General features: G+C 71.4%; 21 protein-coding genes. 12 read left to right on the top strand and 9 right to left on the bottom strand.

Annotated elements, in window-relative coordinates:
• Positions 1 to 47 precede the first annotated feature (47 nt).
• Positions 48 to 884: a nitroreductase/quinone reductase family protein gene (locus tag ACWG52_RS21780; RefSeq protein WP_390168296.1), complete on the top strand. Its 837-nt coding sequence runs from the start codon at positions 48 to 50 to the stop codon at positions 882 to 884.
• Here ACWG52_RS21780 and ACWG52_RS21775 read toward each other — a convergent pair.
• The 4 genes from ACWG52_RS21775 to ACWG52_RS21760 all read right to left on the bottom strand — a co-directional run bounded on the left by ACWG52_RS21775 (position 787) and on the right by ACWG52_RS21760 (position 7,273).
• The gene (locus ACWG52_RS21775; protein WP_389815199.1) at positions 787 to 2,139 is read right to left on the bottom strand and encodes an ATP-binding protein; all 1,353 of its coding nucleotides are present in this window, start codon (positions 2,137 to 2,139) and stop codon (positions 787 to 789) included. The two genes, ACWG52_RS21780 and ACWG52_RS21775, sit on opposite strands and share 98 nt — an antisense overlap.
• Before the next feature lie 134 nt (positions 2,140 to 2,273).
• Positions 2,274 to 2,477 (bottom strand): hypothetical protein, encoded by a 204-nt coding sequence (locus ACWG52_RS21770; RefSeq protein WP_202506911.1) that lies wholly within the window; start codon positions 2,475 to 2,477, stop codon positions 2,274 to 2,276.
• Positions 2,478 to 2,628: 151 nt separating this feature from the next.
• Complete coding sequence (locus tag ACWG52_RS21765) at positions 2,629 to 4,614, bottom strand: MFS transporter (RefSeq protein ID WP_389815197.1); 1,986 nt, start codon at positions 4,612 to 4,614, stop codon at positions 2,629 to 2,631.
• A 103-nt stretch (positions 4,615 to 4,717) separates the two neighbouring features.
• Positions 4,718 to 7,273, bottom strand: coding sequence for a D-alanyl-D-alanine carboxypeptidase family protein (locus ACWG52_RS21760; protein ID WP_453125671.1), 2,556 nt, complete (start codon positions 7,271 to 7,273; stop codon positions 4,718 to 4,720).
• A 186-nt stretch (positions 7,274 to 7,459) separates the two neighbouring features.
• Here ACWG52_RS21760 and ACWG52_RS21755 point away from each other — a divergent pair, with 186 nt between their 5' ends.
• From ACWG52_RS21755 to ACWG52_RS21745, 3 genes are all read left to right on the top strand, one after another.
• Positions 7,460 to 8,194 (top strand): GOLPH3/VPS74 family protein, encoded by a 735-nt coding sequence (locus ACWG52_RS21755; protein WP_030390041.1) that lies wholly within the window; start codon positions 7,460 to 7,462, stop codon positions 8,192 to 8,194.
• 289 nt (positions 8,195 to 8,483) lie between these two features.
• Entirely contained in the window at positions 8,484 to 9,368 is an 885-nt protein-coding gene (locus ACWG52_RS21750; protein ID WP_030717316.1) for a helix-turn-helix domain-containing protein, read from the top strand.
• Positions 9,369 to 9,588: 220 nt separating this feature from the next.
• Positions 9,589 to 9,798, top strand: coding sequence for a DUF397 domain-containing protein (locus ACWG52_RS21745; protein WP_390168292.1), 210 nt, complete (start codon positions 9,589 to 9,591; stop codon positions 9,796 to 9,798).
• A 214-nt stretch (positions 9,799 to 10,012) separates the two neighbouring features.
• On the opposite strand, the gene ACWG52_RS21740 is transcribed toward ACWG52_RS21745, so the two are convergent.
• Positions 10,013 to 10,870, bottom strand: coding sequence for a hypothetical protein (locus tag ACWG52_RS21740; protein WP_389815188.1), 858 nt, complete (start codon positions 10,868 to 10,870; stop codon positions 10,013 to 10,015).
• Positions 10,871 to 11,021: 151 nt separating this feature from the next.
• On the opposite strand from ACWG52_RS21740, the gene ACWG52_RS21735 reads away from it, so the two are divergent.
• Positions 11,022 to 12,272 (top strand): aminotransferase-like domain-containing protein, encoded by a 1,251-nt coding sequence (locus ACWG52_RS21735; protein ID WP_389815422.1) that lies wholly within the window; start codon positions 11,022 to 11,024, stop codon positions 12,270 to 12,272.
• A 66-nt stretch (positions 12,273 to 12,338) separates the two neighbouring features.
• Here the strand turns inward: ACWG52_RS21735 and ACWG52_RS21730 are convergent, their stop codons facing one another.
• The 3 genes from ACWG52_RS21730 to ACWG52_RS21720 form a co-directional block, all read right to left on the bottom strand.
• On the bottom strand, positions 12,339 to 12,851 hold the full coding sequence (locus ACWG52_RS21730) for a hypothetical protein (RefSeq protein ID WP_389815185.1): 513 nt from the start codon (positions 12,849 to 12,851) through the stop codon (positions 12,339 to 12,341).
• Complete coding sequence (locus ACWG52_RS21725) at positions 12,848 to 13,090, bottom strand: amphi-Trp domain-containing protein (RefSeq protein ID WP_389815182.1); 243 nt, start codon at positions 13,088 to 13,090, stop codon at positions 12,848 to 12,850. Before ACWG52_RS21725 ends, ACWG52_RS21730 begins: the two co-directional genes overlap by 4 nt.
• Positions 13,091 to 13,165: 75 nt before the next feature.
• Complete coding sequence (locus ACWG52_RS21720) at positions 13,166 to 14,512, bottom strand: diacylglycerol/lipid kinase family protein (protein ID WP_389815179.1); 1,347 nt, start codon at positions 14,510 to 14,512, stop codon at positions 13,166 to 13,168.
• A gap of 266 nt (positions 14,513 to 14,778) precedes the next feature.
• On the opposite strand from ACWG52_RS21720, the gene ACWG52_RS21715 reads away from it, so the two are divergent.
• From ACWG52_RS21715 to ACWG52_RS21685, 7 genes are all read left to right on the top strand, one after another.
• A complete protein-coding gene (locus tag ACWG52_RS21715) occupies positions 14,779 to 15,216 on the top strand; it encodes a hypothetical protein (RefSeq protein ID WP_033223838.1) in 438 nt (145 codons plus the stop codon).
• A complete protein-coding gene (locus tag ACWG52_RS21710) occupies positions 15,213 to 15,845 on the top strand; it encodes a hypothetical protein (RefSeq protein ID WP_390168290.1) in 633 nt (210 codons plus the stop codon). Before ACWG52_RS21715 ends, ACWG52_RS21710 begins: the two co-directional genes overlap by 4 nt.
• On the top strand, positions 15,845 to 20,383 hold the full coding sequence (locus ACWG52_RS21705) for a putative T7SS-secreted protein (RefSeq protein WP_453125666.1): 4,539 nt from the start codon (positions 15,845 to 15,847) through the stop codon (positions 20,381 to 20,383). The genes ACWG52_RS21710 and ACWG52_RS21705 overlap by 1 nt, the downstream gene beginning before the upstream one ends.
• A complete protein-coding gene (locus ACWG52_RS21700; RefSeq protein WP_389815169.1) occupies positions 20,383 to 20,670 on the top strand; it encodes a hypothetical protein in 288 nt (95 codons plus the stop codon). The genes ACWG52_RS21705 and ACWG52_RS21700 overlap by 1 nt, the downstream gene beginning before the upstream one ends.
• A 399-nt stretch (positions 20,671 to 21,069) precedes the next feature.
• Positions 21,070 to 21,588, top strand: a complete 519-nt coding sequence (locus tag ACWG52_RS21695) for a hypothetical protein (protein ID WP_453125663.1) — start codon at positions 21,070 to 21,072, stop codon at positions 21,586 to 21,588.
• A 108-nt stretch (positions 21,589 to 21,696) separates the two neighbouring features.
• Positions 21,697 to 22,479 (top strand): SDR family oxidoreductase, encoded by a 783-nt coding sequence (locus tag ACWG52_RS21690; RefSeq protein ID WP_390140679.1) that lies wholly within the window; start codon positions 21,697 to 21,699, stop codon positions 22,477 to 22,479.
• 51 nt (positions 22,480 to 22,530) lie between these two features.
• Entirely contained in the window at positions 22,531 to 25,107 is a 2,577-nt protein-coding gene (locus ACWG52_RS21685) for a bifunctional FO biosynthesis protein CofGH (RefSeq protein WP_453125661.1), read from the top strand.
• Positions 25,108 to 25,181: 74 nt separating this feature from the next.
• Here ACWG52_RS21685 and ACWG52_RS21680 read toward each other — a convergent pair whose 3' ends face one another.
• Positions 25,182 to 26,246 carry a tyrosine-protein phosphatase gene (locus ACWG52_RS21680; RefSeq protein WP_389815157.1) on the bottom strand — a complete coding sequence of 355 codons (1,065 nt, stop codon included), beginning with the start codon at positions 26,244 to 26,246 and terminating at the stop codon, positions 25,182 to 25,184.
• Positions 26,247 to 26,732 lie beyond the last annotated feature (486 nt).

Below are 26,732 nucleotides of genomic sequence, written 5' to 3'. Positions count from 1 at the left end.
TTCCGCTGCTCCCGCACGCACACACACCGTGAGGAAATACACACTCCGTGTCATCGTTCAATCACGCCGTCATCGAAGAGTTCAGGGCGAACGCCGGCCAGGTCGGCGGGCCCTTCGAAGGTTCCGAGCTGATCCTGCTCACCACCACCGGCGCCAGGTCGGGGAAGGCGCACACCGTTCCGCTCGGGTTCGCCCGGGGGGACGGGGAGCTGCTCGTCGTGGCGTCCGCCGCCGGGGCCGACCGGCATCCCGCCTGGTATCACAACCTGCTCGCGCTGCCCCTCGTCCAGGTCGAGACCGGGGCCGAGGAGTACGAGGCCGTCGCCGTTCCTGCCGAAGGGGCCCGGCGGGACGCGTTGTTCGCGCGGATCGCCCGCGCGGAGCCCGGGTACGGCGAGTACCAGGCGCGCACCCGGCGGGTGATCCCCGTCGTCGCGCTCCAGCGCACGCACGAGGCCCCGTCCCAGGAGGGCGGGATCGCCGGGAAGTTGCTCGACGTGCACGGCTGGCTGCGGGCTCAGCTGGCCCTCGTACGGGAACTCGCGCGCGAGGAGCCGAGCGGCGTCGGGGCGGCCTCGCTCGGGCTGCAACTGCGCCAGCACTGCCTCGCGTTCTGTCATTCACTGGAGTTCCACCACCGGAGCGAGGACGCCGGCCTCTTCCCGTACCTGGAGCAACAGCATCCGCACATGCGGGAGTTCTTCCGCCGGATCGGCGCCGAGCACCGCGACATCGCACGGCTCCAGGAGGAGTTGGTACGGGCCCTGGACGCGCCCGGCGCCGGGTTCAGCCAGCGGGTGGAGCGGATGAGCCGGGAGCTGGAGGCTCATCTCGACGGTGAGGAGGCGCAGTTGCTGCCGGTGCTGCGGGCCCTGGGAGCGTGACGCGGGCCTCGGCGCCGCCCGCCTCCCGATTGCGGAAGGTCAGGGTGGCGCCGAGGACCCGGGCCTGACCGGCGGCGATGGTCAGGCCCAGCCCGTGGCCCTTGTTCGTGCCCTCGGTACGGAACCGCTGCGGGCCGCCGGTCAGCAGGTAGTCCGGATAGCCGGGGCCGGAGTCCGTCACGGTCAGGGTCAGGGTCCGGCCGTCGACCGCGAGCGTGACGGGGGCCGCGCCGTGGTGGTGCGCGTTGGCCACGAGGTTGCCGAGGATCCGCTCCAGGCGCCGCCGGTCCGTCTCCACCCGCTGGAAGTCGCGCGCGCCCCGCACCTCCAGGGCCGTGTCGGTGCCCGAGGCGCGGATCGTGTGCGCCGCCAGGTCGGCCAGGTCGTGCGCGTCCAGTTCCAGGCGTTCGCCGCGCGTCTCCAGCCGGGAGATCTCCAGCAGGTCCTCGGTCAGCGCGCGCATCGCCCGTACCCGGTCCCGTACGAGTTCGGCCGGGCGGCCCGGCGGCAGGAGCTCGGCGGCCGCGTTCAGGCCGGTCAGCGGGGTGCGGAGCTCGTGGGCGACATCGGCGGTGAACCGTTGTTCCGCTTCCAGCTTGACCTGCAGTGACGAGGCCATGGTGTCCAGGGCCCGGGAGACCGCCGCCACCTCGTCCTTGCTGCGCGTGCTGTCGGCGACGCGCGCGTCGAGGTCGCCCGCGCTGATCCGGCGGGCCACCTGCGCGGTCAGGTGCAGCCGCCGGGTGATCCGGGTGACTCCGAACGCGCCGATGAGGAGGGTGCCGCCGATGGCGAGCCCCGAGGAGCCGAGGATGGCCCGGTCCAGTTCGACGATGGTCCGCTCGCCGGCGCGGAAGTCCACGGAGGCGGCTATCGCGCCGCCGTTGGCGGCGGGCCCGGCCGCCCACATCACGGGCCGGCCCCGGTGCGTGCCGACGACCGTGCCGCGCCGGCCGCCGACGGCCAGGGCGCGCAGCTCCGGGGGCAGGCCCGGCGGGTCGATGCCCTCGCCGCGCGGCATGCGCGCGCCGGCCTCGTAGGCCTCGATGGTGCGTTCCAGCCGGGTCAGTGCCTTCTCCCGGGCCGCGCCGACGGTCTGGCGGGTCATGGCGCCGTGCACGAGGCACCCCAGCAGTGCCGCGAGCCCGCAGCACATGAGGGTGATGAAGACCGTGGCCTTCCAGGTCAGGGTGGAGGTCCAGGCAGGCAGCCGCGGGCGCGGCCGCAGCCGCTCGTCGCGCCGCGTGTCGTTCATGGTCACGTCACGGTAATGCGCGAGCCCCGGTGGGTGACCGGCGGGATCCGGCCGGATCGCACCGGCTCAGGCCGGATAGCGACGGAGCGCACGAAGCCCTTCCGGCGCGGGCCGGAAGGGCTGTGCCATCACGGTCAGCTCAGGCCGCTGCTGCGTTCGCCGATACGGTCGCCCTGCGGAGTGCCGGCGCGCTTGAGCGCGGCCTTCGTGTGCAGGCCGCCCTTGACCTTGCTCCGTACCGGACCGCTGAAGCCGTGTCCTGGAGCGCGCGGCGGTTGCGCCTGCTCCTGCGCCTTCGCGATGGCCGCCCGGACATCCCGCTTCTGCTCTTTGTTCATCCCGTCGTCAACTCCTTCGGGAAGCACCCAATCGGACTACTGGGATCGTATGCACATATACGGACCAACGCACCCGGACCGGCGGGTAAAGAATGCCGATCACGGGTGTCGATCACAGGTGTCGATCACGGCTGTCGGGCACCGGCGTCGATCACGGACGCGGCGGAGCCGGGCGCTTCGGCCGGCCCAGGGTCTGGTGCACCAGGTCCTCCGGGCAGGGCGTTCCCCGCGGCAGCTGGTACTTCGCCGCCACCCGGTACTCCCCCGGCGCCGGCGCCAGCAGTTCCGTCCACACGTCCCCGGTGTCGTCCGGAGCGGCCTTGAAGAGGCATCCCGCCGTGTTCGCGTACTGCTTGCGCAGCGCGCCGCCGTCCCCGCTCCCGCCCCGCGCCTTGGAGGCGAAGGTCTCCTGCGGCGGCGGTACGGGCTTGCCCGCCGCGTCCACCAGCCCCAGCCACGGCGAGTGCGGGATCCGCACGAGCACCCGTCCGGGCTGCTTCACGTCGACGACCAGCTGGTCGGCGCTCGCCCGCACCACGCTCGCCGGCCCGGCCACCAGGTCGGTGGGGCCCTCGACCTTGAAGAGCTGCCAGTTCGCGTCGCCCCACACCTGCTGGAGGTACGGGAGCCCCGCGCGCACCAGCTTCGCCTCGTCCTCCCCACCCGAGTCGGGTTTGTCGGCGGGCAGCACCACGTAGTGCACGGCCCAGCGCTCCAGCCACGCCCGGTAGCTGTCGGCGGTGAGGGTGTCGTCGTAGAACAGCGGGTTGCGCTCCAGGTCCGCCTGCCGGTTCCAGCCGCGCGCGAGGTTCACGTACGAGGGGAAGGCGGAGGACTCCCGGTGGCTGCTGGCCGGGACCACCTCGACCCGGCCCCGGTCGGCGCCCGCCTTCTGCAGCTGGTCGACGAGCGGGGCCAGCTCCCGGCTCCAGGCTGCCAGCGGGGTGGTGCGGACGATGTCGGTGACGCTGTTGGTGGTGATCCAGGCGTTCAGCCCGACGAAGGCCAGCAGCACCGCGTACCAGCGGCGCGAGCGCGGCCGCTCGTACGGGAGGGCGGCGAGCAGCGCGACCCCGCCGAACAGCATCACCATGCGGGTGACGTTCGAGCCGACCTGGGAGTCGATCGCCCAGGTGAGGAAGACCCCGAGGGCGTAGACGGCCGAGGCGATCCGGACGGTCTTCCACCGCCTCGGTACGAGGAACACGATCAGCAGCCCGAACACGAACGGCAGCCCGGCCGAGCCGATCTTCATCGGTTGTGTCCCCGAGAACGGGAACAGCCACGCCGACAGCCCCACCACGGCCACCGGGGCCAGCCCCAGCGCGTACGCGCCCGGGCGCCGCCCGCTCAGGAACAGCGCGGCCGCGATCACCCCGAGGAAGAGCCCGGCGACGGGGCTGGCGGCGGTCGCGAGGCCGGCCAGCGGGGCCGCGACCGCGGCCTTGGCCCAGCGCCGCTCCGCCCATTTGCGGGGCCAGCAGAAGACGGCGGCGACGGCGCCGAGCGCGAACACCACGCCGAGGCCGAAGGTGACGCGGCCCGAGAGGGCGTTGCAGAACAGCCCGTAGACACCGGCGAGCGCGGGCCACAGGGGCTCGCGCACGGCCCCGCGGCAGCGGGTCAGGATCAGCGCGAGCAGTCCGGCCGAGACGGTGCCGGCGATCATCATCGTGGTCCGGACGCCGAGCATGTGCATGAGGTACGGCGAGACCACGCTGTACGAGACGGGGTGCATGCCGCCGTACCAGGCGAGGTTGTACGCCGAGTCGGGATGGCGGCCGACGAACTCGGCCCAGGCGTCCTGCGCGGCCAGGTCGCCGCCGCTGTTGGCGAAGCAGAAGAACCAGACGACGTGCAGCAGCCCGGCGAGGACGGTGGCGACGGCCACCGGGTGGCGCCGGGCCGCGTCGAGCGCGCCCGTGAGCGGGCCGCGGGGCGCCCGTATGCCCTCGGGCCCGGGACCGGACGCGGACTCGGACGCGGCGGCGGGCTCGGACGCGGGCTCGGACGCGGGCGCCGTTCTCGGTGCCGGCGCGGAGAGCACGGCCGACCCGGCGCCCGCGGCGGGCGCCTCGGTCACGTCGGCCGTCGGGATGGCCTCCGGGCGCCGGCCCTGCTGCTCAGCGGTGGTCACTGCCGCACTCCCCAACCCATGAGTCACGAACTTCCCGGGGGCCAAGACGCGGCCCGGCGCCCCGGGGTTGCCCGGGGCGCCGGATCCACGTTCCCACCGGAGGTCAGCCGACGCGCGTCAGCTTGCTGCCGATGCCCGGCGCGGCCAGGTCGGTCTTCAGGGCCACCGGCACCTTGACCTGGCTGGCACCCTCGCCGACGGTCAGCAGGCCGACCTCGGTACCGGCCGCCGCGGTCTGCGGCAGCGTGCCGCCGCCGTTCGCGAGCTTCACCTCGACGGTCAGCCCGGACCAGCCGACCGCCTGCACGTCGGCGGTGGCCACGACCGGCGTGCGGCCGCCGAGCCCGTCGTCGACGTAGCCCACGACATCGCCCTTCTTCACGACGGTCGCGCCGTCGAGGGACTTCTGCGTGGCGAGCATCAGTTGCTTGCTGGCGGCGAGCACACTGTCGATGATCGGCGGCTTGTGCTGGCCGAGGACGGCCCCGACGATCAGCTGGTTGGTGTTGCCGACCTTCTTCTGCGCGGCGAAGAGGAGGTTTCCGCCGGCCTTGGTCGTCGTACCGGTCTTGATGCCGAGCGAGTCGTTGTACGGGACCAGGCCGTTCCAGTTCCGCCATTCCTTGCCGGACGGGTCGACCCACTTGGGCTTCTTGGTGATGTCCAGCAGCGTCTCGATCTCGACGAGCTTCAGGCCCAGCTTCACCTGGTCCTCGGCGGTGCTCACCGTGGTCGCGTCCAGACCCGAGGGGTCCGTGTACGTGGTGTTCTTCATGCCGAGTTCCTTGGCGGTGTCGTTCATCTTCTTGACGAACGCCTCCTGGGAACCGGAGTCCCAGCGCGCGAGGAGCCGCGCGATGTTGTTGGCCGACGGGATCATGAGGGCGGCGATCGCGTCGTACTCCGAGATCTTGTCGCCCGCCTTGACCGTGTCGAGGGTGGACTCGTTGTCGGTCGAGTTGTTCTTCTTGCCCTCAGTCTCGGCCGTCTGGTCGACGTCGATCATCGCGCCCTGATCACCCTTCTTGATCGGGTGGTCGCGCAGGATGATGTACGCCGTCATCGACTTGGTGACGCTCGCGATCGGCACGGGCTTCTGCTCGCCGGACTGACCGAGCGTGCCGAGACCGGCGGCCGCCATGTACGCCTGGCCCTCGGTGGGCCACGGCAGCTGGGGCTTGGCGCCCTCGAAGGTGTACGAGGACTTCGCCGTCATGACGAGCGTCGGCTCGGGCAGTGGGCGCACCAGCTGCACGACGGCCAGGATGACCGCCAGCAGCACGACGAGCGGCGCGTAGATCTTGACCCGCCGGATGGCGGTGCGCATCGGGCTCGGCGGCGGGGGCGGGTTGTTCGTGAGGTCCGCCAGCATGTCGAGCGGCGGCTTGGGCGGCAGCGGCTGCTGCGTGGTCCGCTCGGAGTGGTCGAACCGCGCGGCGGCGGGCGGAACCGGAGCCTTCGGGCGCTGCCCGGCCGCGGGCGTCGGCGTGATGCCCTCGGGACGCAGCGGTACGAAGGTGCTGCCCTTGGGCGCCTCGGCCGCGGGCTTGGCCTCGGCGGGCTCGGCCTCGGCCGGATCGGCGGCGGGCTTCGGCTCGGCGGGCTTGACGACGGCCCGGGCCTCGTTCGGCTTGGCCAGGGTCAGCGGCTTGGCGGGGGCCTGCTTCGGGGCCTCCGCCTTCGCCTCGGCCGCGTCCACCTTCGGGACGCGGAAGACCGCGGTGCGCTCGCTGTCCACGGGCTTCTCGGCCGCGCCGGCGGCCGGCTTCGCCTCCGCGGCGGGAGCCGAAGCGGAACCGGACTTCACGGCGCGGAACACGGCGGTGCGTTCGCTGTCCGCCGGCTCGTCGACCTTCGGCTTCTCGGCCGCGGGCTTGGGTCGCTCCGCCGCAGGGGGCGAAGCGGAATCCGACTTGAAGGCGCGGAACACGGCAGTGCGCTCACTGTCCGCAGGCTGATCGGCCTTCTCGTCCTCTTCGACCTTCGGCTTCTCGGCCGCGGGCTTCGCCTTGACGGGCGTGAATGCCCTGAACACGGCGGTGCGCTCGCTGTCCGCGGGCGCCTCCGCCTTCGGCTCCTCGACCGGGGGCTTCGCCTCGACGGCCGGAGCCGGAGCATCGGAGGAGTCCGCGGCGGCATCCGAAGCGGAATCCGAAGCGGGGGCCGGGTCGGAGCCGGCGTCGGAGTCCGTCGCTTCGGTACGGGCATCCGGCGTGTCGACCCCGTCGGCCTCGGGCTCGGCCGCGCCCGCCGCACCGTCCGCCGAAGCGGAATCCTCGGCTTCGCCCGTTGCGGCGTCGCCGTCGGAATCGCCGGCATCGGTGTCGTCGGCGTCCGCGGAGGCGACCCACGCCGCCACCGCGTCCCGCAGCGGGTCCCGCCCGCCGGCTCCGGATGCGGACTCGGATGCGGAGCCGGACTCGGCTTCGACCTCGGCTTCGGCTTCGGCTTCGGCTTCGGCTTCGACCTCGGTATCGGCATCGGCGTCGGTCTGGACATCGACGTCGACACCGGCACCGGCACCGGCGGCAGCCGCGGCCCCGCCGCTCTCGGGATCCCGCGGCCGGAACACCGACAGCCTCGGATCACGCTCCGCGGACGACTCCGCCGCCCCCGGCGCTCCTTCATCTACCGACTTGTCGGGGGACTCGCCCGCCACCGTTCCTCCTCCATCGCCGCCATGTCCGGCTGTCCGAATGTCTAACAGTGTCCCGTCTCGGGAGCATCGCCCCCGTGCGAGACGAGAACGACATAGCTGCGGGTTCCCCCACAAAGCGACCACGCGCTCTCGACAGATGAATGTGAGAGGCGTCACCCTGTCACTCATCCACGCGGGGAGGCATGGATGGGCAGGAGCCGCAGAACAATTCCGGAGGAGCTTCTGCTGCTCGCCTTGGACCCGGCCACGGGTACCACGGCGCAGCCGCAGTCGCTCGACCTCGGCCTGGCCGGGGCACAGCTAGTGGAGCTGGCTCTGGCAGGACGGATAGCCCCTGATGGGGATCGTATCGCCGTGGTGATGCCACGGCCGACAGGAGATCCGACTCTGGACTCCGCACTGGAACTGCTGCGCAGGCGCGGCAGCCCGGTACGGGCCGTCCACTGGATCGGTGGACCCCGACTGGGGCTCCGCCAGATTTACCTCGCTCATCTGGAGCGTTGCGGCATGGTCCATGCCGTCGCGGGACAGATGTGCGGAGTGCTTCCGACGACTCGCTACCAGGCGACGGACACGGAGATCAGCCGGGAGATCCGAGCCCGGCTCGACAGTGCGATCCGCACCGGCGTACCGCCGGACCCGCGGACCGCGGCGCTCGCCGCACTGGCCCACGCGGTCGGACTCGGCAAGCACCTGTACCCCGGCAACGAGGGGCGGTCGTCCAGGTCCCGACTGCGGGACCTGATCCGGCACGACCCGATGGGCGGACTCGTGGCGCATGCCGTGATGGACGTCCAGAACGGTGTGGCCGCACAGCCACGCCGTGACCGCGCACCCGCACCGCCGGCCCGTGCCACGGCGAGCAGCGTTCCGCTGCAGCCGCGCCGGACGGGCGCGATGGCCCGCGCGGCCGCGCACTGATCCACCCCGTTCCACCCGTTCCACTCGTTGAATCCGTTCCACCCGATCACCCGCTTCATCGCACCACCATCGCAACGCCACCGCCCAGACCGACGTCCGTGAGGACCCGGTCGGTTCGGGAGCCGCCAGCGCGCGGGGTGGCGGGGCCGGTTCGCCGACCCCGCCACCCCGCGCGTCTGTGTTTCCCGGCGTTCCCCAGCGGCGCCGCCCGCTTCGGTGGCAGTCTGCTCAACACCAGATACGCAGAGAGACAGCTGCAACGACAGAAGAAGGCGGAGGTGCCGTTCACGTGGCGTCCAATGTCAATCCCACCGTCCGACGCCGCCGACTGGGCATGGAGTTGCGCAAGCTCCGTGAGGACAAGGGCATGACGGCCGAACAGGTCGCCGAGCGCCTCCTCGTCTCCCAGTCGAAGATCAGCCGACTGGAGAACGGCCGCCGCTCCATCAGCCAGCGCGACGTCCGCGACCTGTGCGACGTCTACGAGGTCGAGGACCGCCGCCTCATCGACTCGCTCATGCAGATGGCCAAGGATTCCCGCCAGCAGGGCTGGTGGCACGCCTTCGGCGACATCCCGTACAGCGTCTACATCGGCCTGGAGACGGACGCCGCCAGCCTGCGCACGTACGAGCCCCTGGTGATCCCGGGGCTGCTCCAGACGACGGAGTACGCCCAGTCCCTCGTCCGCGGCGCGTGGCCGGAGACCGCCCCGGCCGACGTCGACAAGCGCGTCCAGGTCCGGATGCACCGCCAGAAGCGGCTCTCCGAGACGGAGAACAACAACCCGGACCTCGGTCCGCTGCGCCTGTGGGCGGTGATCGACGAGGCCGCGCTGCGCCGGCGCGTGGGCGATGCGCAGTTGATGATCCGGCAGCTCGAATACTTGATAGAGCAGTCGGAGCAGCCGCACGTCACCGTGCAGGTGATGCCCTTCGAGCTGGGCGCGCACCCCGGCGTGAACGGCCAGTACGCGATCCTGGAGTTCCCGGACGCGTCCGACTCGACCGTCGTCTACATCGAGGGCGTGACGAGCGACCTGTACCTGGAGAAGGCCAACGACGTCCAGAAGTACAGCGTGATGTACGAGCACCTGCGCGCGCAGGCGCTGAATGTCGACCAGACCAGGGACTTCATCTCGGGGATCATCAACCAATATGCAGACAAGGGGGCATAGGGGCGGGAAACGACCGGGATTTACCGCGCGCGCGGCGAGCGGGTCGGCACCGTACACCGTCACTCCCCAGCCACAACAGGCTTGAATGGAATATGCCACCCGGTCGGGTGAATGGTCCCTTCACCCGTCAGGAGCTGCCGGTAGCGTCGATCAGGTCAGCCGGGAAATTGGCCGACAGGACACCCGAACCACCGGAACTACTCGCTCACCGGAGAGAAACATGGCTATTCGCCAGGGCGCCACGGCCAACTGGATCAAGTCCTCCTACTCCGCCAACGGCGCCTGCGTCGAGGTCAAGTCCCCTGTCATGGAGACCATCGCCGTCCGCGACTCGAAGGCTCAGGACGGACCGTCCCTCACCTTCGCGCCCGACTCCTGGACCTCGTTCGTCACCGGCGTCACCGAGGGCCGGCTGGGACGCCTCGCCTGAACATCACGGCGCGTCCCAACCGGCCTCGCTGTCCGTACCGCCCCTACCGTTCGGTCCCCGCGTTCGACACCAGCGGGCCCGGCTGCTCCACCACTCGCAGCACCTGCACCACACGCAACACCCGCAGCACCCGCGTCACTGACTGGAGCCCTCTCGACCGACCCGCCGTCTTGGCCGAGGGGGCTCGGCCATGCCCCGGGTCGCGGCGGCTCCCTCAGCGCAGCTGATCGACGTAACGATCGGTCCCCGGCACCGTCGGGACGAACGGCGCCACCAGCTCCACCCGCCCCAACCCCGCCTCCGCGACCTCCGTGTCGAGCCCTTGGAAGCGGTCCCAGCAGGTACGGGGGTCCTGCTGGAGGAACCACAGCAGCGTGAGGCGGGTGTCGACGCCCTCCACCTGCTTGACGTACGTCATCCGGTCACCCGGCAGCGGGGTGGGGCGGAAGATCGTCACCATCGCGGCCGGACCGCCGTGCAGCCGCTTCGGCAGGGCGCGCGAGCGCAGCCACTCCAGCAACTCGGCCCGCTGCTCCGGCCCGTCGGCGTCGACGACCTGGACGACGAGCCCCTCGTACGGGTGATCCAGGGCGTGGAAGTCCCGCGGGCCGGCGGCGCCGTCGCGGTAGACGGTGGCCGCGTGGTCCTGGAAGGACGTGAAGACGTGGGTGCGGTCCTGGTAGACCCGCCCGTCGCGATTGAGGCGCTTGTTGATGCCGACGGTCCACTTCATGTGCTCGTCGTAGCGGCCCTGGGTGACCCAGTACGTCGATATGTAGCAGCCCGCGGTGACGGGTTGGGCGACGGCCGACTTCTCCGGGTAGCGCAGCTCCTGCAGCTCACGGGTGGCCACCCAGCGGCGGCCCGCGTACATCCAGGGCATGGCCATGGCGCCGGCGTAGTAGTGGTCGTCCTCGTACCAGCGGTTGTACGCGTACTCGTGGCCCGGGTGCGGTTCGACCATGGTGATCAGCGCATGGCCGGGGTGGACGCCGTAGGGGCCGACGGCCGCGAGCTCGGCGTAGTCGTCGACGCGGGTGTCCTGCTGCGGGTCCTGCTCTCCTGTCGTCATGGGAACGGTCTAGCTGATGTGGCGTCAGATGGGGAGGGGTCGGGGGTCCCGGGCGGACGGTCCACCCCCTGATACATACGTGCCGTCTACAACTTCCCCTCGTTACGATGCGCGCACCCGCCTCCTGAAGGAGCTGCCCGTGCCTGCCGCCGTGCCCGCCGCCGCTGCCTCTACCTCTGCTTCTGCCTCCGCCTCTGCCTTCCCCTCCTCCGCGCCGCCGCCCGCGTTCGCCGCCCGCGCCGCCTCCGTGGAGGGGTCCCCCGTCCGCGAGATCCTGGCGCTCACCGAACGGCCCGGGATCATCTCCCTCGCCGGCGGCCTCCCCGCGCCCGAACTGTTCGACACCGAGGGCCTGCGGGCCGCGTACGACGCCGCCTTCGCGGGGTCCGCGCGGCGCGCGCTCCAGTACTCGACCACCGAGGGCGCACCCGAGCTCCGCGAGGCCGTCGCCGCCCGGGCGACCGCACGCGGACTGCCGACCGGCCCGGACGACGTACTCATCACCTCGGGCTCCCAGCAGGCCCTGACGCTCATCACCGCCACCCTCGTCGAACCCGGCGACGTGGTGCTGGTCGAGAACCCCACCTACCTCGCGGCCCTCCAGTGCTTCCGCCTGGCGGGGGCCCGGGTGGTGGCCGTGCCCTGCGACGCGCAGGGCATCCTCCCGGACGCGCTGGCGGACGTCGTCGCGCGCGAGCGGCCGAAGCTGCTGTACACCGTCCCGACCTTCCAGAACCCGACGGGACGCACCCTCCCGGCCGACCGTCGTGCGGCGATCGCACGGACGGCGGCCCGGCTCGGGCTGTGGCTGGTGGAGGACGACCCGTACGGGGAACTGCGCTACGAGGGCTCCGACCTCCCGTGGCTCGCCGCGCACCCGGGCGCGGAGGACCGTACGGCCCTGCTCGGCAGCTTCTCGAAGGTCATGGCCCCCGGGCTGCGGCTCGGCTGGCTCCGGGCCCCGGCGGCGCTGCGGAGGGCCGCGGTGGTCGCCAAGCAGGCGGCGGACCTCCACACCTCCACCGTCGACCAGCTGGCGGCGGCGCACTACCTCGCGGCCGTCGACCTCGACGCGCACATAGCGGCGGTCCGAACGGCCTACCGGGAGCGCCGTGACGCCCTGCACGGCGCCCTGGCCCGAAGCCTGCCGGGCGACTGCGCGTGGAACCTGCCCGAGGGCGGCATGTTCCTCTGGGCCCGCCTGCCGGCGGGCCACGACGCGACGGACCTGCTCAGGACGGCCGTCACGCACGGCGTCGCCTTCGTCCCGGGCGCCCCCTTCCACGCCACCGCCCCGGATCCCCGCACCCTGCGCCTCTCCTTCACGACGCACACGCCGGCCGAGATCACCGAGGGCGTCGGCCGGCTGCGCGCGGCTCTGGCGGAGTACGGGGGAAGGTAGCGCGAAGGGCGCCGGAAGGAAGCGCGAAGGGCGCCGTCGCGCCGTCGCGCCGTCGCGCATCGCCCTTCAATGCGCGAGGGCGACCTTGAGGAGGACGATGAGCAGCCCGAGGAAGAGGTTGATCGCGCCGGCCAGCATCATCATCCGGCGCGAGGCACCGGCGCGACTGGCGGCCACGGTGGCCCAACCGACCTGGCCGATCAGGGCGACCGCGAGCGCCAGCCAGGCGATGCCCTGGGGCCCCAGACCGAGCCACGGGGCGATGAGGGCGGCGACGGCCGGTGGGACGGCCGCCTTGATGATCGGCCGCTCCTCCTTGGCCGTACTGCGGATCACGCCCCAGCTCAGGTGGTGCACCATACGGGCCCCGAAGAGGCGGGCGAAGACGTGCGCGGCCCAGAACACGATGCCGGTGCCCAGGAGCAGCACGGCGAGTTCCAGCCGCGGGAACTTGCCGAGCGTCCCGGCCCCGACCACGACGGAGGCGGCGAGCAGGGAGCCGTAGACGGCGCCGCTGTAGTCGCCGCGCCCCGCCTCCCCCTCCGGGACGGTCCGCGGGCCGTCCGGGGGCGCTGTCACGCGGCCCCGGCCCGCCTGGTGGGCCACTTGAGCTCGATCTCCATCTCGATCTCCCCGTCGCCGACCTCGACCTCGATCTCGGTGCGGAGCTCGTCGGGGACGCGCAGGCTCATCTTCCCGGGGCCGAGTTCCAGTTCGGCGTTGCCGCCGTGGCGCAGCGCCTCGGCGAGCGCCGAAAGCTGATCGGCGGCCTCAAGACGGGAAAGGGAACTCTTCTGCTCGAACTTGAGGTCCTTCACGGATGTCTCCAATCCGCTACGCGCACCGGGTAAGGCCCATTGTGCGGCCGCCCCGGAGGTCGGGCATCCCGGGCTTCAATCGGCCGCGCCGGCCGTGCCCGCCCCGGGCCGGGCGAAGGCCAGGGCGAGGACCTCGCTCCATTGCATGGGCGGGGCGGCCGCCGGGGCTCCGGGGCGGCCCCTGGGCACCCGTACGCGCAGGGCGCCGGGGCGGATGGAGCAGGTGACGGGGGTGGGCATGGTCAGCGCCTCGCCGTCCACGGCGACGGCGATGCGTTCGGCGGCCGATCCGATGACGACCTGGCGGGAGGTGAGCACGTGGAGGCCCGCCGCCCTGGCTCCGCGCAGCGCGACCTCGGCCGCCTGGGCCGCGTTGTTCACCCGGATGCCGAGGACGCCCAGCTCCCCGCGGTCGAGGCGGGCCCTGCGGGCGCCCATCGGTTCGGAGGACGTGTAGGGGTTGTTGCTGACCAGCAGGGCCTGCTGGGCGTCCAGCCGTTTCTCGTCGGTCACCGCGTCGAGGGTGGTGCCGGCGTACCCGAGGAGGAGGTCGGGGAGCGCGGCCAGGGCCGAGTCGGCCTTGGCGTCCCGGTACTCCGGTCGCTGCACGATCTCCGCGTAGACGCCGAACGAGGCCGTGTTGACGAAGGCGTGGCCGCCGACGACCCCCAGGTCGACCCGGAGTTCCTCCCCGTCGGCCAGCGCGTCCAGGCACCGGGCGGGGTCCTCGCGGTCCAGCCCGAGGTCCATGGCGAAGTGGTTCCGGGTGCCGGCGGAGATCACGAGGAAGGGCAGGTCGTACTCGGCGGCCACCTCGGCCACCCGGGCCTGGGTGCCGTCGCCGCCGGCCACCCCGAGCAGGTCCGCACCGTCGGCGACCGCCCGCCGGGCGAGGGCGGCGACGTCCGTGACGACCTCCGGGTCCAGCAGCACCACCCGGGCGCCGAGCGCCTCGCCCTTCTCGACGAGGCCGAAGCGGCCGACCTTGCCGCCGCCGGACTTCGGATTCATGATCAGCACGGGGCTGCGGGGGGCGTCGGTCCGTACGGCGGCGCGCATCCCCTCGGGGCGGCGCGCGGCGCGCAGCGCGGTCCGGGCACAGGCCACGGCGGCCGCCCACAGCGCGATGGCGAGCAGCGCCGTGGGCCACAGATCGGCCCGGGCGTAGATGAGCAGGATGGCCACGGGCGCGCCCACCATCAGCAGGGTGCCGACCAGCCGGACGGACCCGCGATGGGAGACCACCCACCAGGTGCCCATGGCCGTGAGCGCCGCCCCGGCGATCCCGACGACGAGGACGAGGAGCCCCCCGACGATGCCCTCGGCGACCAGGGTCACGGCCGCGAGCACGGCGCAACCGAGCGCCAGCAGGGCCCACAGCCGAGCCCGCCGGGGCGGGCCGGAAGCATCCGGGAGTGCCATGCCCTCACGTCCTCGCCTCGTACCGCGGGGTCATCTCCGATCATCTCCCGAAGCGGATCGACCGTCGACGCGAACGCGAACCCGCCCAGGACGCGGTGCGGCACCATCCATCGCTCCTGCAACGACGGATCGACCGGAGACCTCAGGGTCAACTCGACACGCCTGGCAGGATATGCGCCCTACCAAACAGTAAATTTTGCCCACTCACCCCGCCATGCAAAAGTACGTTCGATCAGGAGCAAAGGGCAGCGGTGGGGGAGTTCCAGGTGGGGTTCGACGAGGAGTGGGGGCGGCTCCGGGCTGCTGCCGTGGATGCCGGCGGCCGACCGCCGGCGGTGGATCCGGTGGCACGGGCTCGGGAAGCGGCACTGGAGCGGCTGGCGGACTTCTGCAGCCGGACGGTCCTGGTGCCGCTGGACGCACAGGGCGGCCTGTGGACGGCCGAACTCGGCGGCCTGGACTGGATCTGCGTGTTCTCCGACGAGGAGGCGCTGGGCCGCTTCGCCCAAGCGCGGGACGAGGCCGCGCAGGAGTGGACGTACCGGCGGGTGATCGGTGCGCGGCTGCTCGACGAGCTGGTGCCGGCGCTCGATTTTCCCTGCGGCGTCGCATGGAACGCGGCAGGGCCGGACGGAGTGGTGTACCCGCCGATCCGCGGGATCGTGCCGGATGCGGCAGCGCTTGACGGAGAGGCGGCAGCGTGAGCGGGGACGGGGCGGATCTCGATGTGTCGAAGCCGGCACTGGCTCAGATCGCGAAGGGGATCACTGACAGCTTGGCGGAGTTGAAGGAAGTCGGTTCGGTGGGCTCGGCGAGTATGGGGGGCGGCTTCACCGCCCTGGCTCTCTCTGGGATGGAGACCGGGCATGAGGGTCTGGCGTCCACGCTGGGCACGTTCTGCGAACGCTGGGGCTGGGGCGTCCGCTCGCTGGTGCAGCAAGGGAACGCCTTCGCCATGAAGGTAGGGCTCTCGGCGGGCGCGATGTACGAACAGGACCAGTACATCCAGGGGAGCTTCAAGGTCGTGGCGAACGCGGCACTGGGCAACCCGTATGCCGAGGAGAAGGACATCATCGCCAAGGACTGGGGCGGGGTCCTCTCCGACAACCCGATCACACAGATCCGGGACGCCGACTACAGCCGCGAGTCCTTCGACCGGGCCACGGAGAACGGCAGCGAGGCGTGGAAGAGCGCTGTCCGGGACGTGAACAGTTCCGACATCCTGCTGTCCAACCAGCTCGCCGATGCAGTCGGACTGCGGGATGAGATGGACGCAGTGGTCGAGGGCACGGTCGGCCCGGCACACGAGGCACAGCCTGGCGGTGAGGGCTGATGACGGACTTGGGCGGTCTGATCGACAAGGGTCTCGACAAGATCGATGAGAAGGTCGATTCGGCCAAGAAGGTCATCGGCCACGGCGTGGACCGGGCCACCGACGAGATCGGTGGCGCCCTCGACCGGGCCGGCGCGCACGGCTGGGCGGACAAGGTCGAGGACTTCGGTGACAACGCCGCGTCCCGTCTGGGGGCCACCGTACGGGAGCAGCAGCTCGGCGAAAGCGAGCAGGCCGACGAACTGATCCACGGCAGGTCGTCGACGCTCCGGGAGTCGGCCAAGCACTTCACGGACTTCCAGGCGGCCTTCGACCGGGTCGGCCAGGGCATGAAGGCCCTCGACTCGGACCAGTGGAAGGGGCAGGCGGCCGAAGCGTTCCGGGCGAAGTTCGCGATGCATCCCACCGACTGGCTGCGCGCCTCCGACGCGTGCGAGTCGGCGAGCGGTGCGCTCAGCCGGTACGCGGAAACGGTGGAGTGGGCGCAGAAGCAGGCCCAGACGGCCATCGACCTGCACAAGGCCGCGGTGAAGGCGACGAAGGAAGCCCACGACGCCCACCTCAAGAACAAGGACGCCTACGAGGCCGCTGCGAAGGCCGGCCACGATCCGGGCCCGGTCCCGGTCGAGGGCGCGGACCCGGGAGACGCAGCCCGCAAACGGGCCAAGGAGATCCTGGACGAAGCCCGCAGGCAGCGCGACGAGGCAGCCACGACGGCCGAACGCGCCCTCAAAGCGGCCATGGAGCACGCCCCGGCCAAGCCCCCGGCGACGGACCGGCTGCTGGCCGACATCGTCGACTACGCGGGCTCGGAGTCGGTCGAACTCAGCCACGTCGTGGGTGGCGCGCTCAAGGGCACGGCGGGGACCCTGAATTTCGCCCGCGGCCTGAACCCCCTCGACGTGTACAACCTGACGCACCCGGCCGATTTCCACCAGAACCTCAGCATGACGCTGGCCGGTCTCGTCTCCACCGCGTCCCACCCCGAACGCATCCCCGGCCCGATGATCGACAGCTACATGGCTGACCCCGACGAATTCAAGGGGCGCCTCCTCCCCGACCTCATCGGCACGAAGGGCTTGCCCACCATCCGGGCCGGGATGCGGTTCGCCGAGAAGACGGCGAGCAAGGAAGCGGCGCGGACGGCCGCGAAGGCCGAAGCCGAGGCCGCCGCCCGCCGCAAGGCGGACCTGAAGTGCAAGGGTGACCCGGTCGACGTGGCGACGGGCCGGATGGTCCTGCCGCAGACCGACCTGGTCCTCCCGGGTGCGCTGCCGCTCGTGTTCACCCGCACCTTCGAGTCCTCGTACCGCGCGGGCCGCTGGTTCGGCCCGAGCTGGGCGTCCACGGTCGACCAGCGTTTGGAGATCGACGAGGAAGGCGTGATCCTCGTCCGCGAGGACGGCAGCCTGCTCGTCTACCCGCATCCCGAGCCCGGAGTCCCCGTACTCCCCGGCCACGGTCAGCGCTGGCCGCTCGTCCTCGATGCGGACGGCGGCTACACGGTCACCGACCCCGAGTCCGGGCACGTCCGCCACTTCACGGACGAGGGCCTACTCGGCCAGCTCGACGACCGGGGCGGTGCCTGGATCACCTTCGAATACGACGAGACGGGCGCGCCGACCGCCCTGTCCCACAGTGGCGGCTACGAGCTGCGCCTCAGCTCGTCGGAAGGCCGAATAACCGGCCTCGCCCTCGCCGACGGCACCGAAGTGCTCCGCTACGCGTACACGGACGGCCACCTCACCCACGTCACCAACTCCTCCGGCCGTCCCCTCCGCTTCGGCTACGACGAACTCGGCCGGATCACCTCCTGGACCGACACCAACGACCGCCACTTCGACTACGTCTACGACGAACAGCATCGCTGCACCGCCCAGTCCGGCACCAACGGCCACCTGAACGTCCGCTTCACCTACGGCGACGGCTTCACCCTCTACACCGACTCCCACGGCCACGAGACCCGGTACCTGGTCGACGACCGCGCCCGGATCACGGCCGAGATCGACCCGACGGGCGCGACCACCCGGTTCACCCACGACGCGTACGACCGCCTCCTGACCCGCACCGACCCGCTGGGCCACACGACCCGCCACGTCTACGACGAGCAGGGCAGGCTCACCACGGTGGTCCGCCCCGACGGCCGCGAGGTACGGGCCGAGTACGACGCTCTGGGCCTGCCGGTCACGGTGCTCCAGCCCGACGGCCGGGTCACGCGGGCGACGTACGACGAGCGCGGCAACCGCACCTCGGCCACCGCACCGCACGGGGCCACGAACCGCTTCACGTACGACGCCCGCGGCCACCTGGCCTCGGTGACGGACGTCCTGGGCGCGGTCACGACGGTCCGCTGCGACCCGGCCGGCCTGCCCATGGAGGTCACCGACCCGCTCGGCGCGACGACCACGTACACGCGCGACCCCTTCGGCCGCCCGGTCGCCATCACCGACCCCCTCAGCCACACCACCCGTCTCACCTGGAGCGTGGAGGGCCGCCTGCTCCGCCGGGAGACCGCCGACGGCGGCACGGAGTCGTGGACCTACGACGGCGAGGGCAACTGCACCTCCCACACCGACCCGATGGGCGGGCTGACGCTCTCCGAGTACGGGGACTTCGACCTCCTCACGGCCCGCACGGGCCCGGACGGCGTCCGCCACTCCTTCACCCACGACACCGAGCTGCGCCTCACCTCGGTCACCAACCCCCAGGGCCTGACCTGGACCTACGCCTACGACCCCGCCGGGCGACTGGCCTGCGAGACGGACTTCGACGACCGCACGCTGAGCTACGGTTACGACGCCGCAGGCCGCCTGGTCTCCCGTACGAACGCACTCGGCGCCACGACCACGTACGTACACGGCGCCCTCTCCCAGCTCCTGCACAAGGAGACGGCGGACGGCATCACGTCGTACGAGTACGACGACTTCGACGAGCTCGCACGGGCGGTCTCGCCGGACGGCACCACGCTGACCCTGCAACGGGACCTGTACGGCCGCGTCGTCTCGGAGACGGTCGACGGACGCACCCTCACCCGCACCTACGACGTCGCGGGCCGCCGGGCCGGCCGCACCACACCCGGCGGGGCCTTCTCCGAGTGGACGTACGACGCGGCCGGCCGGCGCAGCGCCCTCAGCGCATCGGGCCGCACGCTGACGTTCGAGCGGGACGCCGCAGGCCGGGAGCTGACCCGCACCATCGGCCCGGACCTGGCCCTGGCGCACACCTACGACCCGGTGGGACGTCTCACCGACCAGCACCTCGTAGGCCAGGACGGCCGCACCCTCCAGCGCCGCGGCTACAGCTACCGCGCGGACGGCGCCCTCACGGCGATCGACGACGCGCTCGCCGGTCCCCGCACCTTCACACTGGACCCGGCAGCCCGGGTCACGGCGGTCGACGCGTCCAACTGGACCGAGCGCTACGCCTACGACGACGCCGGCAACCAGACCAGTGCCTCCTGGCCGTCCCGCCACCCGGGCGCGGAGGCCCAGGGCGACCGTGCGTACTCGGGCACCCGCATCACCCGCGCCGGCTCGATCCGCTACGAACACGACGCCCTCGGCCGGGTCACGCTCCGCCGGAAGACCCGCCTCTCCCGCAAGCCGGACACCTGGGCCTACGCATGGGACGCGGAAGACCGCCTCGTCGGGGTCACCACCCCCGACGGCACGCGCTGGCGCTACCGCTACGACGCCCTGTCCCGCCGCACGGCCAAGCAGCGTCTCGCGCCCACCGGCGAGGTCGTGGAAGCGGTCTTCTTCACGTGGGACGGCACCACCCTCTGCGAGCAGACGCAAGGCCCGGTCACCCTTACCTGGACCCACCACGGCCTGCACCCGCTCACCCAGGCGGAGAGCGTCCTCGGCACCACGGACGACCGCTTCTTCGCCATCGTCACCGACCTCATCGGCACTCCGCGCGAACTGATCGACGAGTCGGGCGAGATCGCCTGGCGCGCCCGCTCCACTCTCTGGGGCTCCACCACCTGGACCCGCGACGCCGTGGCCTACACGCCACTGCGCTTCCCGGGCCAGTACTTTGACCCCGAATCGGGCCTCCACCACAACTACTTCCGCACGTACGACCCCGAAACGGCCCGCTACCTCACCCCGGACCCCCTGGGCCTCGCCCCGGCCCCGAACCCGGCGACGTACGTCCGCAACCCGCACACGTGGTCGGATCCGCTGGGTCTGACTCCCGACGGATGCCCTGAAGAGCAACCGCTGTACAAGGCGCCGCAACGTGGCCAAGGGGAGATCCAGGAAAAGATCGGGTATCGAGCGGAAGATTTCCCCGGAAGCCCAGACGACTTTTACCAGAACGGATTGGTCTACTTCGCAATGAAGCGGAAGATCGCCGAGAAATACGCACCAAGTTACGGCGAGGGCATCATCGAGATTCGGATCCCCATGGACGAATATCAAAGACTCTTCGCACAGTACGAGAAACTGTACGAAGGGGGTCCCGAAAAGGAGCTAGAAATATCCAATACTGTCGTTGAGCAGCTGAATAAATATCCGAGAGTGAGGGACAAGTGATGACCGGAAAGACGTGGGGGGAAATTAAGACCACCTACCCCATTGGGACTCGCGTGACAGGTGCCGTGAGGGTGAAGTTTCAACACGGCGTATTTCTCGAGCTCGACGGCGCCCCCGAGGTGCGGGCTTTCGTGGACCTGCTCTCGTACAACCCGACCGGCGCCATGCAGGGTTTCGGTCTTCCTGAGGTCGGTGAGATCGTGACAGGGGTCGTGGCGGAACTGGTCGACCGCGATCAGCAGTTGAGGATCCGGGTAGGCGCACCGTTCTGGGAGAACAGCGACTGAAACCCCTGCGGCACGGTTCTGCGATGCTGAGCCATAGGCGACTCCTGTGGAGTCCACCCGAACGCCGACAAACCGCCCGAAACATCGGCGCGGCCATGCATATATCGAACTCGCACCTATGGCCACACCCCTTGGGGCAGGCCCCTGGTGGAAGAAAGAGCTTCACTGCCGCGACAGTTCAGGTCTTTCTCGATCTCGATGCTCAGGAAGTGCCAGGAGATTGCGCCGACAGCGCACTGGAACGGCATCTATCAAATGCGGCAGCTACGGGCAGCTCTCCGCGACCGCGACGGACAGTCAGGTGTCGGCCGGTCGTCCGTACCGCAGCGGTAGCGCGCACGTGCGGGCGCTGCTCGCCGGGCGTGGCTGACCGGCGAGGCGCCCGGGGGAGGATGACGCATGGAAATAAACCGCTCAATGGCCCGGCTGCTGGGCCGGGTCGACACGAAGAACATCACCCCGGACGAAGTGCCTCCGGCGTTCGTCCAGGTCGTGGACGAAGGCTGGGAGGTCACCCCCGGCGGTGCGCACGTCCTGTCGGCCCTCAAGTCCGCGCCACCGGGGCCGTTCTCGGACGTGGTGCACGAGGAGTACACCGTCAACGGCCGTGGCATGACGGACCACGACCTGCCGGCCTCCGGAGAAGACAGGGAGCGGAGGCTGTTGCGGCGCTGTATGGCGTACGCGGGCAGCGCTCTCCTGCGTGCGGACGCGCTCGGCTCCGTCGTGGAGATCTCCGCGTACATATCCCTGTCCTACGGCGGCGCGGCCGACGACCACCTCACGGCGAACGTCACCTTCTGCGGTGATCACCCGGGCGTACTGCCCTATGTGAACGACCTGGAGGCGTTCGGTGCCGAATCCCTTCTCAGGCTCCGGCGCACGGGCGAGCCGCCGTGGAGCGTTCGGGCTCTGTGAGTGGTGCGTGGGGTCGGCCCCCAGCCACTCGGTCCGCGCCCCTTCACACCGTCGCGCCCGCGCCGTAGCCTGACGCACCGTCAGATCAACCGCGCCCGGAGGTCCGTCATGCTGTTGCGAGGGAAGACCGTCATCGTCTCCGGGGTCGGGGCCGGGCTCGGGCATCAGGTGGCCGCCACCGTCGTGCGCGACGGCGGGAACGCCGTGCTCGGGGCCCGCACCGAGGCGAATCTCGCCAAGTCCGCCGCCGAGATCGACCCCGACGGCGCGCACACCGCCCACCGCGCCACCGACATCACCGACGAGACGCAGTGCGCGGCCCTCGCCGAGCTCGCGCTCAGCCGTTTCGGCCGGATCGACGCCGTCGTGCACGTCGCCGCCTGGGACTCGTACTTCGGGGGCCTGGAGGACGCCGACTTCGGGACCTGGCAGCAGATCATCGACGTCAATCTGTTGGGGACGCTGAAGATGACCCGTGCGTGCGTGCCCGCGCTCAAGGAGCGCGGCGGCTCCGTGGTGATCATCGGGACGCAGTCGGCCGTGGCCGCGCCCAACGAGGTGCAGCAGGCTGCCTACGCCGCCTCCAAGGGGGCCCTGACCTCTGCCATGTACTCCATGGCCCGCGAGCTCGGACCGCACCGGATCCGTGTCAACACCGTGCTGCCCGGCTGGATGTGGGGGCCGCCCGTGCAGGCGTTCGTCACCTTCACCGCCCACACCGAGAAGGTCCCCGAGGCCGAGGTGCACGCCCGCCTCACCCAGCGGATGGCGCTGCCCGATCTGGCCACCGACGGGGACGTCGCCGACTCCGTCGCCTTCCTCGCCTCCGACCGGGCTCGGGCGATAACCGGCCAGTCGCTGCTGGTCAACGCAGGTGAGCTGATGAGATGAGCCACTTCACAGCCGCCCCACCACCGGATCACCGGATCGTATGCTCGGCCCATGACCACTCCGAGTGACGCTCCGACCGAAAACGCGATGCGCCGCGCGCTCCGGCGGGCCCGCGACGGCGTCGCGCTCGACGCGACCGAGGCGGCCGTACTCCTCCAGGCGCGCGGCGAGCACCTGAAGGACCTCGGTGCCTCCGCCGCACGCGTGAGGGACGCCGGGCTCGCCGCCGCAGGGCGGCCCGGCGTCATCACCTACTCCCGCAAGGTCTTCATCCCCCTCACCCGTCTCTGCCGCGACCGGTGCCACTACTGCACCTTCGTCACCGTTCCCGGAAAGCTCCGCAAGAGCGGCCACGGGATGTACCTGTCCCCCGACGAGGTCCTCGACATCGCCCGCCGGGGGGCGGCGATGGGCTGCAAGGAGGCGCTCTTCACCCTCGGCGACCGCCCCGAGAACCGCTGGCCCGAGGCCCGCGAGTGGCTCGACGCGCACGGCTACGACGACACCCTCGCCTACGTGCGCGCCATGGCGATCCGGGTCCTGGAGGAGACCGGCCTGCTGCCGCACCTCAACCCCGGTGTCCTGTCCTGGTCCGACCTCCAGCGGCTCAAGCCGGTCGCGCCGAGCATGGGCATGATGCTGGAGACCACGGCCACCCGTCTGTGGTCCGAGCCGGGCGGCCCCCACCACGGCTCCCCCGACAAGGACCCGGCCGTGCGGCTGCGCGTGCTGGAGGACGCGGGGCGCTCCAACGTCCCCTTCACCACCGGCGTCCTCATCGGTATCGGCGAGTCCTACGAGGAGCGCGCCGACGCGTTCTTCGAGCTCCGCCGGATCCAGCGCGCCTACCACGGCATCCAGGAGGTCATCGTCCAGAACTTCCGCGCCAAGCCGGACACCGCCATGCGCGGCATGCCGGACGCGGAGTTGGAGGAGCTGGCCGCCGCCATCGCCGTCGCCCGGCACATCCTGGGACCGAGCGCCCGCATCCAGGCCCCGCCGAACCTGGTGGACGCCGAGTACGCGCTGCTCATCGGCGCCGGCATCGACGACTGGGGCGGGGTCTCCCCGCTGACCCCCGACCACGTCAACCCGGAGCGTCCCTGGCCGCACATCGAGGAGCTGGCCGAGCGGACCGCCGCCGCCGGCTTCGAGCTGCGCGAACGCCTCACGATCTACCCGGAGTTCCTGCAGCGCGGCGAGCCCTGGCTGGACCCGCGCCTGCTGCCGCACGTACGGGCGCTGGCCGACCCGGAGTCCGGGCTGGCCGACGAAGGTGCCGTGGTCGAGGGCCGGCCGTGGCAGGAGCCGGACGAGGGCTTCACCGCGTACGGGCGCACCGACCTGCACGCCACCATCGACACCGAGGGCCGCACCGGCGACCGCCGCGACGACTTCGACGACGTGTACGGGGACTGGGAGGCGCTGCGGGAGGCGGCCGCGCCCGGGATGGTGGCCGAGCGCATCGACACCGACGTACGGGGCGCCCTGGCGCAGGCCGCCGACGATCCGACGAAGCTGACGGACGCGCAGGCGCTGGCGCTGCTGCACGCGGACGGGCCGGCGCTCGACGCCCTGTGTCGCATCGCCGACGACCTCCGTAGGTCGGTGGTCGGCGACGAGGTCACCTACATCGTCACGCGGAACATCAACTTCACCAACGTCTGCTACACCGGCTGCCGCTTCTGCGCCTTCGCGCAGCGCCGCACGGACGCCGACGCCTACACCCTCTCCCTCGACCAGGTCGCCGACCGGGCCGCCCAGGCCTGGGACGTGGGCGCGGTCGAGGTGTGCATGCAGGGCGGCATCCATCCGGACCTGCCCGGGACGGCCTACTTCGACATCGCGCGCGCGGTGAAGCAGCGGGTGCCGGGCATGCACGTGCACGCCTTCTCGCCGATGGAGGTGGTCAACGGGGCGACCCGCACGGGGATGTCCGTACGGGACTGGCTGACGGCGGCCAAGGAGGCGGGTCTGGACTCGATCCCTGGTACGGCGGCGGAGATCCTGGACGACGAGGTCCGCTGGGTGCTGACCAAGGGCAAGCTACCGACGGCGGACTGGATCGATGTCGTCACCACCGCGCACGAGCTCGGGATCCGCTCCTCCTCCACGATGATGTACGGGCACGTGGACCAACCGCGGCACTGGCTGGGCCACTTCCGCACGCTGTCGCGCATCCAACAGCAGACCGGTGGGTTCACGGAGTTCGTGACGCTCCCCTTCATCCACACCAACGCGCCCGTGTACCTGGCGGGCATCGCACGGCCGGGCCCGACGGTCCGCGACAACCGCGCGGTGACGGCGATGGCCCGGATCCTGCTGCACCCGCACATCCCCAACATCCAGACGAGTTGGGTGAAGCTGGGGGCGGAGGGCGCGGCCGAGATGCTCCGGTCCGGGGCGAACGACCTGGGCGGGACGCTGATGGAGGAGACCATCTCGCGGATGGCCGGGTCGAGTTACGGCTCGTACAAGTCGGTACAGGACCTGATCGCCGTGGCCGAGGCGGCCGGGCGGCCCGCGAAGGCCCGTACGACGCTGTACGGGGAGGTGTCGCGGGAGCGGCAGGAGGCGGCCCGCGCCTCGGACGGGCACCTGCCGGAGCTGCTGCCCGTACTGGACTGAGCGCGAGGAGCACCACGGAAGGGGATCGCGGCCGTCCGGCCGGGATCCCCTTCCCCCGTCGGCGCGGAGCCGGATCAGCCGACGAGGAGGTCCTTCTTCAGTTCCTTGAGCTCGCGGGCGTCGATGCCGAGCCCGTCCTTGAGGTAGCGGTCGAAGGAGCCGTACGTCGCCTCGACCTCGTCGTAGCCCGCGTTCAGGTACTCGGGGCGCACGTCGAGCAGCGGCTTGTAGACGGCGGCCTGCTGGGCGGGCAGGTGGGAGAGGATCGCGTCGTTGGCGGCCTTGCGGTAGTCGTTGCTGGCCAGGTAGTCGGCCTCGACGGTCTCGCGGGGCACGCCGAGGGCGGTCAGCAGGGCGGCACCCGCCCAGCCGGTGCGGTCCTTGCCGGCGGTGCAGTGGAAGAGGACGGAGCGGCCGCGGTCGCGGTCGATGCCGTCGAAGACCTGGGTGTACGCCTTCTTGCCGCCGGCGCCGGAGACCATCGCCCGCTCCGCGTCGACCATGGCCTTGACGGCCTCGTCGGGGGTACGGGGCATGGTCTGGAAGGAGCCGGAGCCCGCGAAGACGTCGGCGACGACGTAGGTGGCGCCGGTGGGCACCTTGTCGGCGGCCTTGGTGCGCTCGTCCTCCGTGCGGAGGTCGAAGACCGTGCGTACGCGCAGGCGCTGGAGCTTGGCCAGGTCGTTCCCGGTCAGCTTGTCGAGGGCGTCCGAGCGGTAGATCTCGCCCATCCTGACCCACTGGCCGGTGCTGGTGCGGTAGCCGCCGGCGTCGCGGAAGTTGGCGGTGCCCTCCAGCTCGATCAGGCGGTCGGCCAGGCGCAGGCCCTGGCCGCGGCCGGGCTCGAAGTCGAACCACTGGCGGTCGGCGGCGGGCAGGCCCTTGACCACGGCGGTGCCCTGGGAGCCGCCCTTCGCGACGACCTTGCCGTTCGCCTCGATCTCGACCCGGTCGGTGCCACGAGCCTTCCACCGCAGGGTGAAGGAGCCGTCGACACCGGCGGTGACGGTGGCTTCGGTGAACGGGACGGCGGACCGGTCGTGCCGGTCCCAGCCGGTGGCGGAGGCGAGCGGAGCCGCGACCAGGGAGGCGGCGAGTGCGGAGGCGACGACGGTCGCGGCGAGGAGAGCCTTCTTCATGGCTCCGAGGTTGGGCGGCCACGGAGAACGTCCGATGAACGAGGTGTGACCGAAAACGACCGACTCCAAGGCAAGTGGCAAAACGTGCCACTCTCCAGATGGCGGCCGGAAGTGTTCAGATTCTGGCCGATCTGCGCTCACCGACAAGCCCGATGGTCGACCACTTCCGATTTCGACCGTTCGTGTCCACTACAGTGCGGGTTCGCGTGCGTGGCGGGTACGGGTAGGGACGCCGGGCATCGAGTGGACTGGTCGGCGGGGGGCGCGGTGCCGGGGATGGACGCGGGGATGGACGCAGTGAACGCTACGAACGACACGGGCTCCACGACGGGCCCCGGCCCGCTCCCGGGCGGCCCCCGCCCGGCAACCACCACCACCGCCGGTGCCGCCGATGCCGGTGCCGGCGCCGGTGCGCGAGCCGTCCCCGGGCCGGACGAGAACCCGACCGCCGCCGACGCCCCCGCCCTCTCCCTGCACGCCCCCGCC

This window comes from Streptomyces sp. CLCI03 (assembly GCF_053615355.1).
Note: the sequence above shows the minus strand (reverse complement) of the source record. Positions and strands in the feature narration are given on the sequence as shown.